The following is a 17,256-nucleotide window of genomic DNA, read 5'->3' as shown; positions in this document are numbered from 1 at the left end:
TAGCCGAATAATCAGCTAGCCTTTGAAGGTTTTGGTTTTTTTGAGGGTCTTTCCTCTTATTTTTCTCCCTCGATGGTTCCATGCTTCCGCAATCCCGGTCCATCCATTTTGTTTAGTGCATCTCCCATGTCAACTCTGGCAAGGTTTGCCAATGAATCCATTTGAGCCATAACTTCAGGATATTTGTCTTTCACATCAGTAGTTTCAGCTGGATCATTTTCCATATCATAAAGCTCCGTGTTTTCGAAATCCAGATATAGATAGTTTACTGGGAAGCCATCATTTCTCATTTCTGTCCCTTCAGGGATGGTTCTATACCTGTGAGGATAAACCACTTTCCATTTTCCATAGATGACCGCCTGAAGCTCATTTCTGTTGTAATAGGCGTAATAAGGTTTTTCTTCCATTTTCTCGCCTTCGATCAAAGGCCAGATATTTCTTCCGTCAATCTTCAAATTCGGAAGTTTGGAATCCGTCAAAGCTGCAATAGTTGGGAAAATATCAATTGTCATCGCAGGCTGAGTTTGCTCCTTGTCTGCTGGAATATGACCAGGCCATGTAAAGATCGCAGGAACTCGAATCCCTCCATCTAGAGATGTTCCTTTTCCTTCTCTCAAACCACCTGTAGTTCCGGCATGTCCACCATAGGAAAGCCAAGGTCCATTATCAGAAGTGAAAATAATCAGCGTATTATCAGCCAATCCTAGTTCCTCTAACTTGGATCTAACCTGGCCAACTGACCAGTCAATTTCCATCATGACATCTCCATAAAGCCCTTGTTCTGATTTTCCTTTGAACTTATCAGAAACATAAAGAGGTACGTGAGGCATGGAGTGAGCCAAATACAAGAAGAAAGGCCCTTCCTTATTTTCTTCAATAAATGATACCGCCTTTTCAGTATACCATGTGGTCAGTTGACTTTGCTCATCGAGGTATTGAATAACAGAATCTCCTTCATAAAGTGGAAGAGGTGGGTAGTAGTCTTTTGTTTCTGGGTGATGAGGCCACATATCATTGGAGTATGGAAGTCCAAAATATGAGTCAAATCCTTGTTGGCTAGGAAGGAATTCCGGTTGATGTCCCAAGTGCCATTTACCCACGATTCCAGTATGATAGCCTTTCTTTTTCAACATTTCAGCGATGGTTGTTTCTTCCAGATTCAAACCATGTTTTGCAGAATGATCCAATGCTCCAAAGATTTCCAATCTATTTGCGTAAGCACCGGTTAATAGGGCCGCTCTTGACGCAGAACAAACTGCATGTGGCACATAGAATTGTGTAAACCTGGTCCCATCATGAGCCAATTTATCCAGGTTCGGAGTGGTCCATTGGGTAGCACCATAGATTCCCAAATCTCCATATCCCATGTCATCAGCAAAAATGATAACGATGTTAGGTTCTTTTGGTGCTTTCGGATTTTCTTCCTCAGTGGGTTTTGAATTGCATGCCATCGTACCCATGATCAGAGCCGAAAGCAGGTAGTTGGTGATTTTCACTTTTTTATTGTTTGGTAATCGTTAAATCTTCCTTAGTCACTTTTTTCCAGACCATTTTGCCAATTTTTTCACCTTGCTTCACTCCTTCTTCAATGGCATCTCTGAAGTGAATACCTCCATAAAGTCGAGAAATTGCAGCTTCTTCAGAGGCTTGTAAGAAGGAGCTGAATTGTCTTTCAGGTAATCCAAAATAGGTTTCTGAGTTATCCAGGAATTCAAAATTATCTCCAAAATAGCCAGTTAGGACTACGGCAGAAGCTCTAGAAATCACCGAGTGGCCAGAAGTGTATTCCGGAAAGGGTGGGGTTTGAAGCAAAGGCCTCCATCTTTGGTCTACTTCTCGGTTGATGATGGTTTCCGGACGGATTCTATCAGTTTTGTATTTGGTTTTCCAGCAGGAAATAAATGCATCATGCAAGGTCATACCCACAAGGGCATGGATATAAGCTGTCTCAGCAAAACTTAATCCTGCCTTTTCAGCCGATATTCCAGTAATTCCCATCCAATGTCCTCCTGGAGAAATCTTTTTTACACCTATTGCCATATGACCCGAAAACTTAACCATGAAAGGATTGCAATCCCAGAAATTGGCGATCAGTTGCTGCTCAGAATCCAATTCATTGACGGTTTTATAAACTTCCATCATTTGAGTTTGGAATGAACTTCCTTCTGTCAGATCAAAAGGAGCCATTGAAGCAGCTTCATAGTTATCTAGATTATCAATGTAAAAGGTTTTGATGGTTTGCCATTCGGGTTCGATCGCAGATATATAGGCAGGGGGAGTAGGGTACCAGTTTCCAGGACCTTCTTTCGGTGTATACCCTGTCAATGCAGGAAGTTGCAGATAGCCATCCACCTTTGCTTTGGCAAGTACCAAAGAGGCTATTTCTTCTGCATATGCAATGTGGGCAGGAAGATCCTTCTTTTTGAGAAGTTTGTTTTTGATTGCAAAATCAGCCCATTCGGTTTGTTTTTCTTTCAAAAGGTAGCCTGATGGCATTACGTTTTCTCCCACTTTCATCAAGGCATAAATCGCTGCAAATTCAGGGGAAGACAACGTGTTATTAGGTGTAATTCTGATCTCACCAATAGAAATGGGACTATCCAGATCAGGGTTTTTGAAAACACCTCCCTGGTTTTTGATGGCTAGATAGGCAGCAAGGTTGGAATAGGCATAAATCCTTGCAGCAACTGGAGGACTTGCTACATCGGTCACCATCACTTCTGTGATATGAAAAAGTTGCTCTTTGTAGATTTTAGCCCAGTTGTTGGGTTGTGCAGCTTGTAGAGAAATGGATAGAAATACTCCTAAAAGGAGTAAATAAGCAGTTTTAAACTTACTTTTCATTGTGCTGGTAAAGTTCTAAAGGCTGGCCATGAATCCCAAATAGTAGGTAATTTTTTTGATCAACTTGGATTGGCAGAATGGACTTGATATCCCCTTTGATTTTTAACCCGGATTCGGTTGGCAGAAGTGGGGTAAAGTTATTTTTACCATCACCTAGTAAAATTAAACCAAACCCTGCGTCCATATTTCCGATTCGGATGCGAGTCTGAGATTGATTTCCTCCCAATATCAAATCTTCAAATCCATCTCCGTTGACATCTTGATGGACAATCTGGTAAATAGGGAAAGATTGTGCAAGGGTTGGGAGTTTTGAGGCTTTAAAACCAGATCCTGTATTTTCGAAGAAATAAGAATTCAAGGTGTTTGCTTCCAAAACTTGAGCTTCATCCAATTCTTTTTGAGTAAACAGATCCTTCATTTTGGCATCTGCATACATCTCATAATTGGTGAATTTACTTCTCATGCTAACCATTTGTCCCAATAGTTCATCTCTACTAGCAAAAGGAAATGCTTCATCTCCAACATAGCATTCAAGGATTGGATCTACTGAACCATTTTTGTCAAAATCAGCAGCATAAAGCCTCAATCGTTTTTGTTCATTGACTTTGAATTGCGAGTTCAATCCGAAATTTCCGGCAATCAAATCCAAATCTCCATCACCATCCATATCAGCTTGTGCCAGTGAATTCCACCAACCTGAGAAATCTGATTCGAAATAGGAATCTGTTTGATTCTCAAATGATCTTCCGCCTTGATTAATGAATGCCGATATCGGCATGTATTCCCCAACAAGAATTATATCAGGTAATCCATCTTTATTGAGATCTTGCAAAATAGCTCCGGTGATCATTCCCAATTTTCCTTCTTGCGGCAGAAAGTCCATGGTTTGATCAACAAAATTTCCTTGCCCATTATTGATGAGGATTTTGCTTGAAGGTGTTTGAGGATATCGACCAGGAATTACTTTTCCACCTACAAATAGGTCCAGGTCCCCATCTTGATCAATATCTAGTGCCAAGGCAGGACCTGTAGAAATCGTATAAATTGGGAATTGCTTGTTTAGGACTAGATTCCCCGCTCCATCATTAAGGAATAATCTGTCTTGAAGGGATTCGTCAGAGCTTAAATAATCATGATATCCTCCGCTTCCAATAAATAAATCCATCCATCCGTCACCATTGAAATCTTCGAATAGGGCAGTGGCATCAGTAAATTCTTGGCTTGATCTAAATCCTTGGTAATTTGTCCAATTTGCCCCGTCAAAGCTAAAAATCTGAGCACTCTGTCCTTTATTACCTCCTATGAAAATCTCTGGTTTTCCATCTTGATTCAAATCAGTAGTTGCAAGAGCTGGGTTGATAGCTCCAGGCATGGATATCATCAAAGGCTGGCGCTTGAAATCATTAAAGGGGTTTGGTTTCGGGATGAAATTTGGAGAGGAAGCTTCTTTAGAAAATAACGCGTTTGAGTTCTTTTTGGAGTAACTGAAAGGCCTTGAGTTCGTGTAGGATAGCTCAATCGCTTGATTGAGAGGTGCATTTGAAATGGTTTCTACATTCCCATCTGTCCATGTGACTTTAATGGAGTCAATTTTTTCAGCTTCGCCTAGTCCAAAATGCATTCGATAGGTACTAGAAGATTGAAATCCTCTTACGACCTGATGTTCTTGTACTTGGTGGGTCCCATTGCTGAATACTTGAACTTCAGTTCCCAATCCGAAATTATTTCCATTTGGTCCATTCAAATCGATTCCAATCCAGTTTCCTTTGGATCCTTTATTTTCTAAAATGCTAGGAGTTTCATTTAGGTTGCTGATCACAATATCCAAATCTCCATCATTGTCTAAATCAGAAAATGCCGCTCCACTTGAAAAACCTTCTTTCTCAAATCCCCAATCTAAAGAATGGTCTTGGAAGTTTAAGTCTCCTTTGTTTTCAAAAAAGTAATTGTGAACAGGGGTGGAAGTCATACTGGTAACCAAGTGCAAAGTATCTGCCTTCTCATTAGCTACGGCTTGTTTGAAATAATAATCTCCCTTGTATTTCAGGAAATCACGATTGGTGTAGTCTCTGTAATATCCATTGGTAATCATCAGGTCTTTGAGGCCATCGTTGGTTGCATCAAAAAACAAGGCGGACCAAGACCAATCTGTGTTTGAGATTCCGGAAAGTTGGCCCAGCTCTGAGAAATTGCCATCTCCCAAATTGACCTGAAGCATGTTCCTCATGTTTTGATGATGAAATCCCTGCTTGATCATCAAAGCATATTGTTCATAGTTTTCCGGACCATAGAGGAGTTTTTGTCGGCGATTATCCTCTGGAAGCATATCCAAAGTATAGATATCTTTTAGTCCGTCATTATTAACATCAGCTATGTCTGCACCCATGGAAAAGTGAGAAATATGCTGAAAATGAGAAGTCATTTCATCTTTGAAAGTTCCGTCCTTTTGATTGATATAGAGATAATCCGGCTCGATATAGTCATTTGTCACCAAAATATCCTGCCAGCCATCTCCATTGATGTCAGAAGCAATCACTCCCAGCCCAAAGCCTAAGGCAGAACCTTTGATGCCAGCTTTTTCACTGATGTCCACAAACTTCCCATTGTCATTTCTGTAAAGTTTGTCTCCCGCATATGGATGTCTTATTTCTTTTACTTCTCCAAATTCCAGTTCTGTGATGACCTCAATATGGTGATTGAGTAAGTATAGATCCAAATCACCATCCCTGTCAAAATCAAAGAATAATCCCTGAGTTGAATTGGAAGGATCGTCTAATCCAAATTCAGCAGCTTTTTCAGAAAACATGAAATCTCCTTCATTGATCCAAAGTTCATTTCTTCGGCTTTCCAGACCTCCTTTTCCTGAATAGGAAACATAAATATCTAATAAGCCGTCTCCATTGACATCAGCGAAACTGGCCCCTGTAGTCCAGGAATTTTTCCCCTCTATTCCGGCTGATTTGGTGATGTCCTCAAACTTTAAGCTTCCGAGGTTTTTGTAAAGTCGATTGGAAACCATATTTCCGGTGAAGAAAATATCATCCAATCCATCATTATTTAGATCACCAACGGCAACTCCTCCTCCATTGTAAAAGTACTCGTACCGCAAGATGTTGTTTTCGCGATCTTCAGTTAATTGATTTTTAAAATTAACTTTTGTTTTTCCTGATTTTAATGATTCAAATCCTGACTGACTTTGGACCAAAAAGGACATAAATAGGCTAAGCCCGAAGATCCCAAGCTGGAAAACTCGCAATACTGAAAATCTAAATAAATACATGAAATGGACTGTTATCCCAGTCTGTTTATGATGTCTTCAAACAGCTGCTCATTTACTACAGCTACTCCTCCCATTAGCCCTACATCCTTTCCAAGTTTGTATAAAGCCAATTCTGACTTTTCTCTTGACTTGGCCATGCTGTAAATATTCAATGCCTGCTGAATAGGAGTGATTAAATATTGATTGGCTTCAGCTACTGATCCACCAATAATTATTAATTCTGGATTGAGTAATTGAATCAAAATAGAGATTCCTCTCCCCAGATCTAGGCCTGCTTCAGATAGGATTGTAATGGCTCGTTGGTCGCCATTAAGTGCCGCTTCTACAACAATTCCCGGTTCCAACTCTCCCTGATGGTCTCTGACCATTCTAGCTAGAATACTGTCTTTGTCCAATTTTATAGCATCTTCTGCCATACGGACGATGGCTGTACCCGAAGCTACAGCTTCTAAGCAGCCTTTTTTACCACAAGTGCAGGTAACATCTCTGGATTCGAATATTGGGGAGTGGGAAAACTCTCCAGCAAATCCAGATGCTCCCTGATAAATCTTTCCATCGATGATGATACCTAATCCAATTCCCCAACCCACGAAAAGCCCTAAGACATTTTTGTGATTATGTTCGGATCCGAATTTGAATTCTGCCAATGTCATGGCACGTGCATCATTTTCAAGAAAAATTTTCTTATGGAATCGTGCCTCGAAATTTTCCAAAAGAGTCTTTTTACCAAATCTAAAATAGGTATAATTCACTCCTCCTTGAGAATCAACCAATCCTGGCATAGATATCCCTATTGCAATCACTTTTTCAGGAGCGATTCCTGATTTTTTTAAATAAGAATCCATATGATCACAAATTTGATCAAAGGTTTCCTTCTCGTTATTTAAAGTGATTTTATGACTTTCTTTAGGAAATGCTAAGGCATTATTGCAGTTGTATAAGGCCAAATTCATATTGAACTTGGACAAGTCTACAGAAAGTACATAAAATGCATCTTCTGCCAATCTATAAAGGTCAGGTTTTCTTCCTCCTTGAGACTCCGCTCGACCATGCTTAATCACTTCTCCTGAGCTCATCAAATCATTGAGCAATGAGTTGACAGTGGGAAGCGAGATCCCTACTTCATTACATATTTCGCTCGCAGTATTGGCCCCTTTTAAATAAAGGTTTTTAATGATTTTTATTTTGTTTAGGTAGCTCTTTATTTCTACCACTCCGTCCATTTTTTCTATGACGGCATTCGGATCGATCAGATTCATATTGTCAAGTTGTCCTTGAATTAAGGGATTTTTTACGTTTCAAAAAATACTTTCATAAAAAAATTAGGAAAGAAACTGTGAATTATCATGAAAAACACAATTTATTTTATTTGTTGAACTGATCTGAGGAAAAAGATTCCGGAAATAAACCAAAAAAATCCTTGAAAATGTAAAAAAAATGGCCCGAAACCGGGCCATAAATTATTGTTCAATCTTCGTCCGTAGCTCAATCACCCTTAAAATAAACTAATCAAGTCAAAAAAATGGTCTAGCGGACTCGCTAAAAACAATATATTAAATATAAATATATTTATTTGAAATGCAAATTTTTGTGTTTAAAATATTTATTAAGGATGCTAGTTATCAAAGTTGTAAAAAGTAGTACTAAAATCATTTGAATCTGATTGGATTGGTTCATCATCCTTGTAATTGATAAGATCTTCCAATCTACCTGCGGAATTGAAATAGCGCCAAGGTCCTTGTTTCATGCCTTCTTTCATTTGACCTTCGGATGCCTTTCTTCCATTTTCATGGAAAAATGTCCATAAGCCTTCGGCTTTGCCAGCCAGGTATTGACCCTCGGATTCTTTTTTACCATTGGTATAGTATGTAATTCTGCTGCCATTTCCATTTTTCAAAGTTCCTTTGTCCAAGGTTTTGTCATTTGAATAAGAATGGTATTCGCTGACATTAAGTAGACGGCCATTGTCCCATACTTCCTCCTGAGTCAAGGTTTTGTTGTCATAAAAAAGACCCCAAATCCCGTCTTCGAAGCCCAATTTATAAACTCCCACAGATTTCAATTGTCCACCATCATAGTAGTAAACCCATTGTCCATTTTCCATCCCTAGCTCGTATTCTCCCTCGGCTATGAGAATTCCGATTTTGTTGAAATATTTCCAAAGACCAGTTTTCAGGTCGTTTCTATACTCTCCAATAGAAAACAAAATACCATCGGGGAAGAAGCTTTTCCAAAGTCCGGTTTTCATACCTGAAGCATATTGGCCTTGTACCGAAGGAGATCCATCATCAAAAAACTCTTCATACTTGCCTACAGGGACTCCTAATTCAAAGGTCTTTCTTTTAGCAATTGCTTTATTTGGGTAATATTCCTCCCATGTACCCACTGCAATCCCATTTTCATAATTTTCAATTCTGGCGAGTCTTTTATTATCGTAATAATATTTCCAGGTACCTATACGATTCCCATTATCATCATAAAACTCATTTGCTTCTAAAATTTTGGAATAGGGGAAATAACGGACCCATGGGCCTACTTTTTTACCATTTTTGTAGTTGCCAGTTTCGAGAACATTGTAATCTGAATAACTAGTATACTCTCCTTCTAATTGCCCATCTTTGTAAACAGCTTCAACTTCCAGCTTACCTTCCATATCATATTCCAAATATGGACCATCTTTTTTGTTATCAACATAAAATTCACGAATGGCAACCTCCCCAAAGGGATGATAAGTTACCCATTGACCAGTTTTTTTTCCATTTTCAAATTGACCTTCCGAGTAAACTTGGCCAGCATTGATATAATCAGGTTGTCCAGTTTTACCATAATACTCAATGTATTTCCCCACCAAAACACTGTCTTGGAAAACCATAGACCTTTTTAAAGCTCCATCTGCATCAAATACTTTCGCCGGGCCAAAAAGAATTCCCTCTTTATATTCTGCCTCTACTTGTCGTTTTCCATCTTGGAAGAAGGTGATCCAAATTCCAACTCTCTTTCCATCTTCATAATTTCCTCTCAATAGGACGGCATTAGTTTTTGGATTTAAAAATTCCCATCGGCCTTGTCTCTGATTATCGGTAATAACTCCTGTTGCAACGATGGATGAATCTGAACTGTAAATTCTGACCAATCGATTCTGCTGTGCAAAAAGTGGGGAGCTAATGAATAGAAGCAATATGATTAGTTTCCTCATAAATATTTTCTCGTGTTCTAGGCGAATTGCCAATCGGGCGATTTTTAGTTGATCAAATTTATCTATTGTACGCACAATTGAAATTCCTGTTTAAAAATAACCTAATTCTCCTTCTTTGCCAGAAAAGCTTTGGCAGAGGTAAGAATGATTTCTATTTCTTTTTTCCAAAGAAATAGACTTTTGGATGTCTCCGGATCAATGGGTAATTCCTTAAACCACTGGATGTAGGTTAATTCCTCATTCTTCAATGAAGACCTTTCTATGATTTCTGAATAATCCCAAGGACTAGGAGATTGGCAAAGTTCAAAGTCTAAACTTTTTAAATCCCAATCTTGAAAAGCCTCTTTTCCACAGAGGACAAAAAGGTAGATCCCTTTGCCAAACCAGTTAAGAACTCGGATATTTAATCCATGATCAAAATCAAAGTCTCGAATCAAGTCCAAAACTTGGTAAGGGAGACCAATTAAATCATTGCCTTGGGTGACCTTTTTTCCTTTAGAAGGGAAATGAAGATCTTGAAGAGTTTGGTTCGAAAATTCATTTCCCAACTCACCTAAAAGCTCATGAAATATTAATTTAAGGCGGTTTTGTTTTCGGATCAGCTCCTCATTGCTCCAAAGCTCCAGATCTAAAAGTTTGGAATTTTCTTGCATCCTACCAATGAAGTAATGCTGATGCCCAAGTAAAGCCAGATCCAAATGCTGCAAGACAAACCAAGTCTCCATCTTTGATTTTACCTTGTTCCCAAGCTTCGCTCAAAGCAATAGGAATGGTGGCAGCAGTCGTATTGCCCATGTGCATGATGTTGTTGAAAACTTTATCGTTAGGAAGCTCCAGTTTTTGCTGAATGTATTGACTGATCCTCAAGTTTGCCTGATGTGGAACCAGTAAATCAATGGCTGATTTGTCTAAGCCATTATGATCCAAAGCCTCTTCGATCACTTCCATAAAACGAACTACAGCATGCTTAAAAACTGCATTTCCATTCATTTTTAAGAAAAAGCTACCTGATTCAATCAATTCAGGGGAAAGTCTGATATCACGGCTACTACCTGGATCTTTGCAGTATAATTCTTCTGCGTGTTGTCCCTGAGAATGTAAATGAGTCGAAAGAATGCCTTGGTGATCTCCTGCTGCGGCTCCGACTACTACGGCTCCGGCTCCGTCAGCAAAAATGACTGCGCTGGATCTTCCTTCATCACTTTTATCCAATGCAGAAGATTGAATTTCGGCTCCTACCACCAAGACTTTATTATACATGCCGGTTTTGACGAATTGATCTGCAATGGAAAGTCCATAGATAAATCCAGAACAAGCATTTCGAACATCCAAAGCTCCGATGTTGCCAAAGTTCAGTTCTCTTTGGAGCAAAACACCATTTCCTGGAATAAAATAATCAGGAGTAACTGTCGCAAAAACAATGAAGTCAATCTCTTCAGCAGTCACACCTGCTCGCTCTAAGGCGATTTCAGTGGCTTTTTTAGAAAGAGAAGTAACTGTGTCTACACCGGGAGTGAACCAATGTCTGGTTTTGATTCCAGTGCGTTCTACAATCCACTCATCATTGGTATCCATCATTTCTGATAGCTCATCATTGGATACCACTCTTTCCGGTACATAATGACCTACTCCTAAAATCCGGGATTTTCTCATGGTTCTTGGGTTTGTTAAAATACTAAGGGAGCCAAATATCGCGACTCTGACTTTGATCTACAAAAAATAACCCAAATAGGAATTAACCGAATAAGGTATAGTTTCCAAACTGATCCATAGGGGAAGTCTTGCGAATGATAGCAGGGCTATCATTGTGGACAGAATTGACTAATGGAGAAACTGTAAATCCAACCATCCTATCCGGATCATAGGGATGGAGCATTTCCAAAAGTTCTTTTTCCTCAGTGTATTTATCGAGCCATTTTTTCTCCATTTCTTTAGAAAGAATGACAGGCATTCGATCATGCACTTCTGAAACCACTTCGTTTGGGGTAGTTGTCAAGATTAAAAAGGTGTGCTGGGTATCTCCATTGACGTTTTCATATTCCTCCCAGATTCCCGCAAAAGCGAATAATTCATCATCCCTCAATGTGAATCGATAAGGGATTTTGGTCTTTTTTCCCAATCTCTTCCATTCATAAAATCCATCTGCAGGAATAATACAGCGTCTTTGTTTGAAAGAAGATTTGAAAGAAGCTTTTTCATGAACCGATTCAGCTTTGGCATTAATTAGTTTTTGGGAAACTGGTTTGTTCTTTCCAAAATCAGGAGTGATTCCCCAGTAGAAGAATGAAAAACCCTTTGGGCTTTGAGAGGTGATAACCGGAACCAGTTGGGTGGGAGCAATATTGTATCGGGGTTTGAAGTCGGTCAGCATCTCAGCTTGGAACCTTTCTTCCAGATCAATTTTGCTTTTACTCAATGAATATCTTCCGCACATAGGAGTTTTATAATTTGCTGGAAGTTAGATATCCATCCGAATAAATTCAAATGCTCTTTGATCAGAATAGTAAGGATCTTTGGAATTTTGTGGAGTAAACCCAACATGCCCCCCATGTTTTGGGAATTCAAAGAAGACATTTTCTAATTCCTTGGCCATTTTTTCAGGAAAGCAAAGCTCACTCAGGAAAGGATCATTTTGGGCGTTGAGGACAAGGGTAGGGGTACGGATATCTTTTAGGAAATTTATAGAAGAATTGATCTCATAATACTCCTCAGCGTCACTGAAGCCATGTAATGGGCCTGTGTAGACATCATCAAAGTCACTTAGTGTTTTGATGTTTTTTAGGAAATGAATAGGTATTTGCTCTGGGTGCTCTTTGGCTTTTTGAATCACCTTCTTCTTCAATGTTCTCAAAAAACGCTTGGAATACAGCGTGTTTTCAGTTTCAGATATTTTTTTGCTGGAACTTGATAAATGGAGTGGTACAGAAACAGCGACTCCTTTTTTGATCTGAGAAATGGATTCCCCTTTTTCTCCTAAATATTTAAGAACCAGATTTCCGCCTAAACTAAAACCGACCAAACTGACAGAATCGTAATCTTTGAGAGAGTGTTGGACCACTTCCTGTAAATCATAGGTGGCCCCTGAGTGGTAGAATATTGCATTTTGATTCAACTCCTCACCACATCCACGGTAATTCCAAGTCATGACATCATAGCCATCTTCCAAGAAAAGTCTGGCCATTCCCAACATATAAGGTCTACTGCTATTTCCCTCCAAACCGTGACAAATAATGATTAAATGTGCTCCATTTTGCCGATACCAATCCAAATCCAAAAAATCTTTGTCGGGAGTTTTTATTCTTTCTCTTTCAGGAGTCCTTAAGGTGACTTTTCGGAAAAGAGCAGGATAAATAGTCTCTAAATGTCCATTAAACAGCCACTTAGGTCTTTTGTAGGAGCTATCGGAGATCAAAGGCATGTAAATAGCAGGGGATATGTAGTCTTAAAAGGGTTGGGAAAATACTAGTTTTAAATTTGAATAAAGACATTATAAAAACTATTTTTGGACACTTTAAAACGAACTAGCGCGCAATAACCTATGGCCGAAGTAATAAGAATGCCTAAGATGAGTGACACCATGGAAGAAGGGGTGATCGCTGCATGGTTGAAAAAAGTTGGAGATTCTGTAAAGCCTGGAGATATCCTAGCCGAAGTAGAAACCGACAAAGCAACGATGGAGCTTGAATCCTATGAAGAGGGTGTCCTTTTATACATTGGAGTAAAAGAAAAAGATGCAGTTCCAGTTAATGGAATTATTGCTGTGATCGGAGAGAAGGGAGAAGATTTCCAAAGTCTATTAAGCGAAGGTGGTGCATCTGAAGCGAAAGCTGAAGAGGCTCCTCAAGCTGAAGAGAAAAAAGAAGCTGCTCCTCAAGCGGCTGCACCTGTCGAGAAAATTGACACTTCCAACATCGCTGCAACTGTAATTACAATGCCTAAGATGTCTGATACCATGCAGGAAGGTACTATCGCTGCTTGGTTGAAGAAAGTAGGTGATGATATCAAATCAGGTGAAATCATTGCAGAAGTAGAAACTGATAAGGCAACCATGGAATTGGAGTCTTATGAGGATGGTACTTTGCTTTACATCGGTGTAGAAGCTGGTGATAGCGTTCCTGTGGACGGTGTCATAGCTGTGATCGGTGAAAAAGGCGCCGATTTTGAGACTTTGTTGAAAGCTCAAGAGCAATCTTCTTCAGAGCCAGAAGCTGCTGCGCCTGCTCCAGCTGAGAAGCCTGCTGAAAGCAAAGCTCCAGAAGCTCCTAAAGCTGCGCCTGCTGCTTCTACCGCTGCTCCAGTTCTTGCTGATGGTGAAAGAGTGAAAGCTTCCCCACTTGCCAAGAAAATTGCTGAAGAAAAAGGAATTGATATTCGCCAAGTAGCCGGAAGCGGTGAAAATGGGAGAATTGTCAAAAGAGATATCGAGAACTTTGTACCTGCTGCTGCACCTGTTGCTGCTGCTACCGGAGCCTCTGCACCGGTAGTTGGACAGGAAAGCTTCACTGAGGAGAAAGTTTCTCAAATGAGAAAAGTCATCGCGAAGAGATTGGCAGAAAGCAAATTCTCTGCTCCTCACTTCTATTTGACTATGGAAATCAACATGGACAAAGCAATCGAAGCTCGTAAGAGTATGAATGAGATTGCTCCTGTGAAGATTTCTTTCAATGACATGGTGATCAAAGCTTCTGCTGCTGCTTTACGTCAGCATCCAAAAGTAAACTCCAGCTGGTTGGGCGATAAGATTAGATACAATGATCATATCCATATCGGTATGGCGGTAGCTGTGGAAGAAGGATTGTTGGTGCCTGTGATTAGATTCGCAGACAGCAAGTCACTTTCTCAGATTTCTACTGAAGCAAAAACTTTGGGAGGAAAAGCCAAGACTAAAGAACTTCAACCTAAGGATTGGGAAGGAAACACCTTTACTATCTCTAACTTGGGGATGTTCGGAATTGATGAGTTTACTGCTATCATCAACCCACCAGATGCATGTATCCTTGCTGTAGGTGGTATCAAAGAAACAGTGATCGTGAAAGATGGCCAGATGAAAATCGGCAATGTGATGAAGGTGACTTTGTCTTGTGATCACCGAGTGGTTGATGGAGCTGTTGGTTCTGCATTCCTATTGACACTGAAAGGTCTACTGGAGGATCCAGTCAGAATCTTAATCTAATAAACTGCCAAAAAGTCCTGTTTCGACAGGACTTTTTGCTTTAGAACAGTTATTGGTAGAGAGTAGCCACACGATAACCAATAAGAATAGAAATTTTTACCACATGGAGAAAATTAAATCAACAACGGTCGTAGCCATCAAGCACAATGGAGAAACAGTCATTGGTGCTGATGGACAGGCGACTTTGGGAAATACAGTAGCCAAAAGCAGCGTCAAAAAAATCCGAGTATTGCAAGGAGGGAAAATTGTAACTGGTTTTGCCGGCTCTACTGCTGATGCATTTACGCTTTTGGAGAAGTTTGAAGAGAAACTGGGTGCTTTTGGAAATAATATGAAAAGAGCCGCCGTTGAATTAGCAAAGGAATGGAGAACAGACCGCATGCTTAGCAAGTTGGAGGCGATGATGATTGTGGCAGATCAGGATGATATCTTGATTATCTCTGGAACAGGAGATGTGATCGAACCGGATATGGAAATTGCCACTATTGGATCTGGAAGTATGTACGCCCAGTCTGCTGCGAGAGCCATGAAGAAATTTGCACCTACCATGAGTGCAGAAGAAATGGTCAGAGAAAGCCTTCATATAGCAGCTGATGTCTGTATCTATACCAACCATAATTTGGTCGTTGAAAAGGTCATAAGTTGAAATCACTCGAAAAATGAAACCGGGACAATAAAATCCCGGTTTTTTTATGCCTTTTTAAAAACCTCAGGGACCTTTTGCTTGTTTATCTATTAAATCAAAGCCATGCAAATGGAAACTCAAACTGCTAGAAAAACTACCAAAAAAGACCCTAGGAAGAAGATCATTGAAAGCTATGTCTCTCATGTGTTGGAACATGGATCTGAGCCTAAATCGATTTTCAAGTTTACGCAAGAAATGAAAATGAAGGAAGGAGATTTTTATTCCTATTTCACTTCATTTGAAGGAATCAAATCTTCTATTTGGTCTCAAATACTTGATGAAACATTAAGTCAACTGAAGGAGCAGGAGGTTTATCCTGAGTATTCTTCCCGAGAAAAGTTTTTGGGCTTTTTATTCACTTGGATTGAAGTATTGAAAAATCATCGTTCATTCTTATTGGCACTATATCAAAAGAAAAGTAGCCGTTTTGGGATGATTCCAACTGAATTGAAAGCATTTAGAAAAGAGTTTCTGGAATATTCCTCAGAGATCCTCAAAGAAGGAGAGGAGTCTCAGGAGATTACCAAGCGTCCGATTTTATCAGATCGATATGGTGAGGCGCTTTGGGTTCAGGTTTTATTTGTATTTAAATACTGGATGGAAGATCAATCTCCCCGATTTGAAAAAACAGATGCAGCTATAGAGAAATCAGTCAATTTGGCTTTCGATCTGATGGGACAAAGTGCATTGGACCGTTTTCTGGATTTTGCCAAGTTTTTGTACCAAAACAAATAATTCATGGCTGAGAAATTAAAAGAGCAGGAATCCATTCCGGTTTCCAAAGTTCAGCGCGCCGCCAAATTTATCTCAACAGGAGCCAAGGTGGGAGGAAATTATGTGAAGCATTATGCCAAGAAAATAGTGGATCCAAGCTTGGAAAAAGAGGCTTTGCATGAATCCAATGCCAGAGATATTTACAGTTCTCTCAGTGAGCTTAAAGGCTCTGCTTTGAAGGTGGCTCAGATGATGTCCATGGATAAGAATCTGCTTCCAAGAGCCTATCAGGATCAGTTTACCATGGCTCAATATTCTGCCCCACCTTTGTCATATCCACTGGTGGTAAAGACTTTTCAACAAAGCCTGAAAAAGACTCCAGATCAAATCTTTGATACTTTTACACGATCTGCAGTAAATGCCGCTTCCATCGGTCAGGTCCATCAGGCAACCAAAGAAGGGAAATTGTTGGCAGTGAAAATCCAATATCCCGGAGTGGCAAACTCAGTCAGTTCTGATTTGAAATTAGTGAGACCTTTTGCCCTACGACTTCTTAATATGAATGAAAGGGAGTTGGATCATTACATGGCTGAAGTAGAGGAAAGATTGCTTGAGGAAACCGATTATATTTTGGAAGTGGAGCGCTCTAGAGAGATTTCGGAAGCTTGTTCCCATATTCCACATTTGAATTTTCCTAAGTATTATGACCAATGGAGTGGTGATCGAATCATCACCATGGATTGGATTAAGGGAAAGCATATCAAAGAATGGCTAGAAACCAATCCTACACAAAAAGAAAAGAATAAGATTGGTCAAGCTCTTTGGGATTTCTATGATCATCAGGTTCACCATCTGAAGCAAGTCCATGCCGATCCACATCCAGGAAATTTCATCGTTCAGGATGATGGCGATTTGGGGATTATCGATTTTGGATGTGTTAAAATCATTCCGGAGGACTTCTATCAAGGGTATTTTGCTTTGATCAAAAAAGACATGCTTTTGAATGAAGAAGAGCTCAATCAGGTGTTTTATGATCTGGAATTTATTTCAGATAAGGACAGTCCAGCTGAACAGGAATTCTACAAAGGAGCTTTCCGTGAAATGATTTCTTTATTGGGAAAACCGTTCCATTCAGACCGTTTTGACTTTGCAGATAATCGGTTTTTTGATCAGATATTTGAATTGGGTGATCGGATATCCAATGATAAAATGTTCAAAAAATCTAGGCAAGCCCGTGGTTCGCGTCACGGCTTGTATATCAATAGGACCTATTTTGGGCTTTACAATTTATTGAATCAACTGGAAGCCGAGATAGATACGACTAAGCCAAAATGGCTTCAATAGCAAAAGCGCCAACTGGCGCT

The 17,256-nt window shown here is 39.7% G+C and carries 13 protein-coding genes; 4 read left to right on the top strand and 9 right to left on the bottom strand.

Going from position 1 to position 17,256, the window contains the following annotated elements:
* Window positions 1-56: 56 nt before the first annotated feature.
* From O0V13_RS19880 to O0V13_RS19840, 9 genes are all read right to left on the bottom strand, one after another.
* The gene (locus O0V13_RS19880; RefSeq protein WP_268036765.1) at window positions 57-1,496 is read right to left on the bottom strand and encodes a sulfatase family protein; all 1,440 of its coding nucleotides are present in this window, start codon (window positions 1,494-1,496) and stop codon (window positions 57-59) included.
* 4 nt (window positions 1,497-1,500) lie between these two features.
* The gene (locus O0V13_RS19875) at window positions 1,501-2,844 is read right to left on the bottom strand and encodes a vanadium-dependent haloperoxidase (RefSeq protein ID WP_268036764.1); all 1,344 of its coding nucleotides are present in this window, start codon (window positions 2,842-2,844) and stop codon (window positions 1,501-1,503) included.
* Window positions 2,834-6,124, bottom strand: a complete 3,291-nt coding sequence (locus tag O0V13_RS19870) for a VCBS repeat-containing protein (RefSeq protein WP_268036763.1) — start codon at window positions 6,122-6,124, stop codon at window positions 2,834-2,836. Before O0V13_RS19870 ends, O0V13_RS19875 begins: the two co-directional genes overlap by 11 nt.
* An 11-nt stretch (window positions 6,125-6,135) precedes the next feature.
* The gene (locus tag O0V13_RS19865; RefSeq protein WP_268036762.1) at window positions 6,136-7,383 is read right to left on the bottom strand and encodes an ROK family transcriptional regulator; all 1,248 of its coding nucleotides are present in this window, start codon (window positions 7,381-7,383) and stop codon (window positions 6,136-6,138) included.
* A gap of 356 nt (window positions 7,384-7,739) precedes the next feature.
* Window positions 7,740-9,320 carry a toxin-antitoxin system YwqK family antitoxin gene (locus O0V13_RS19860; protein ID WP_268036761.1) on the bottom strand — a complete coding sequence of 527 codons (1,581 nt, stop codon included), beginning with the start codon at window positions 9,318-9,320 and terminating at the stop codon, window positions 7,740-7,742.
* 101 nt (window positions 9,321-9,421) lie between these two features.
* Window positions 9,422-9,973, bottom strand: coding sequence for a hypothetical protein (locus tag O0V13_RS19855; protein ID WP_268036760.1), 552 nt, complete (start codon window positions 9,971-9,973; stop codon window positions 9,422-9,424).
* Between the two features lies 1 nt (window position 9,974).
* Window positions 9,975-10,973 (bottom strand): 3-oxoacyl-ACP synthase III family protein, encoded by a 999-nt coding sequence (locus O0V13_RS19850; protein ID WP_268036759.1) that lies wholly within the window; start codon window positions 10,971-10,973, stop codon window positions 9,975-9,977.
* Between the two features lie 82 nt (window positions 10,974-11,055).
* Window positions 11,056-11,754, bottom strand: coding sequence for an SOS response-associated peptidase (locus tag O0V13_RS19845; protein WP_073570599.1), 699 nt, complete (start codon window positions 11,752-11,754; stop codon window positions 11,056-11,058).
* Window positions 11,755-11,778: 24 nt separating this feature from the next.
* The gene (locus O0V13_RS19840; RefSeq protein ID WP_268036758.1) at window positions 11,779-12,738 is read right to left on the bottom strand and encodes a YheT family hydrolase; all 960 of its coding nucleotides are present in this window, start codon (window positions 12,736-12,738) and stop codon (window positions 11,779-11,781) included.
* A 120-nt stretch (window positions 12,739-12,858) separates the two neighbouring features.
* Between O0V13_RS19840 and O0V13_RS19835 the strand changes: the two genes are divergently transcribed.
* The 4 genes from O0V13_RS19835 to O0V13_RS19820 all read left to right on the top strand — a co-directional run bounded on the left by O0V13_RS19835 (window position 12,859) and on the right by O0V13_RS19820 (window position 17,236).
* Window positions 12,859-14,493, top strand: a complete 1,635-nt coding sequence (locus O0V13_RS19835; RefSeq protein ID WP_268036757.1) for a pyruvate dehydrogenase complex dihydrolipoamide acetyltransferase — start codon at window positions 12,859-12,861, stop codon at window positions 14,491-14,493.
* 103 nt (window positions 14,494-14,596) lie between these two features.
* Window positions 14,597-15,139, top strand: a complete 543-nt coding sequence (gene hslV, locus O0V13_RS19830) for an ATP-dependent protease subunit HslV (protein ID WP_268036756.1) — start codon at window positions 14,597-14,599, stop codon at window positions 15,137-15,139.
* Window positions 15,140-15,247: 108 nt separating this feature from the next.
* Window positions 15,248-15,913: a TetR/AcrR family transcriptional regulator gene (locus O0V13_RS19825; protein ID WP_268036783.1), complete on the top strand. Its 666-nt coding sequence runs from the start codon at window positions 15,248-15,250 to the stop codon at window positions 15,911-15,913.
* 3 nt (window positions 15,914-15,916) lie between these two features.
* Entirely contained in the window at window positions 15,917-17,236 is a 1,320-nt protein-coding gene (locus O0V13_RS19820) for an ABC1 kinase family protein (RefSeq protein ID WP_268036754.1), read from the top strand.
* Window positions 17,237-17,256: the final 20 nt, after the last annotated feature.

This window comes from Algoriphagus sp. PAP.12 (assembly GCF_026652115.1).
Taxonomy (GTDB): domain Bacteria; phylum Bacteroidota; class Bacteroidia; order Cytophagales; family Cyclobacteriaceae; genus Algoriphagus.
This window is presented reverse-complemented; position numbering and strand designations above follow the sequence as displayed.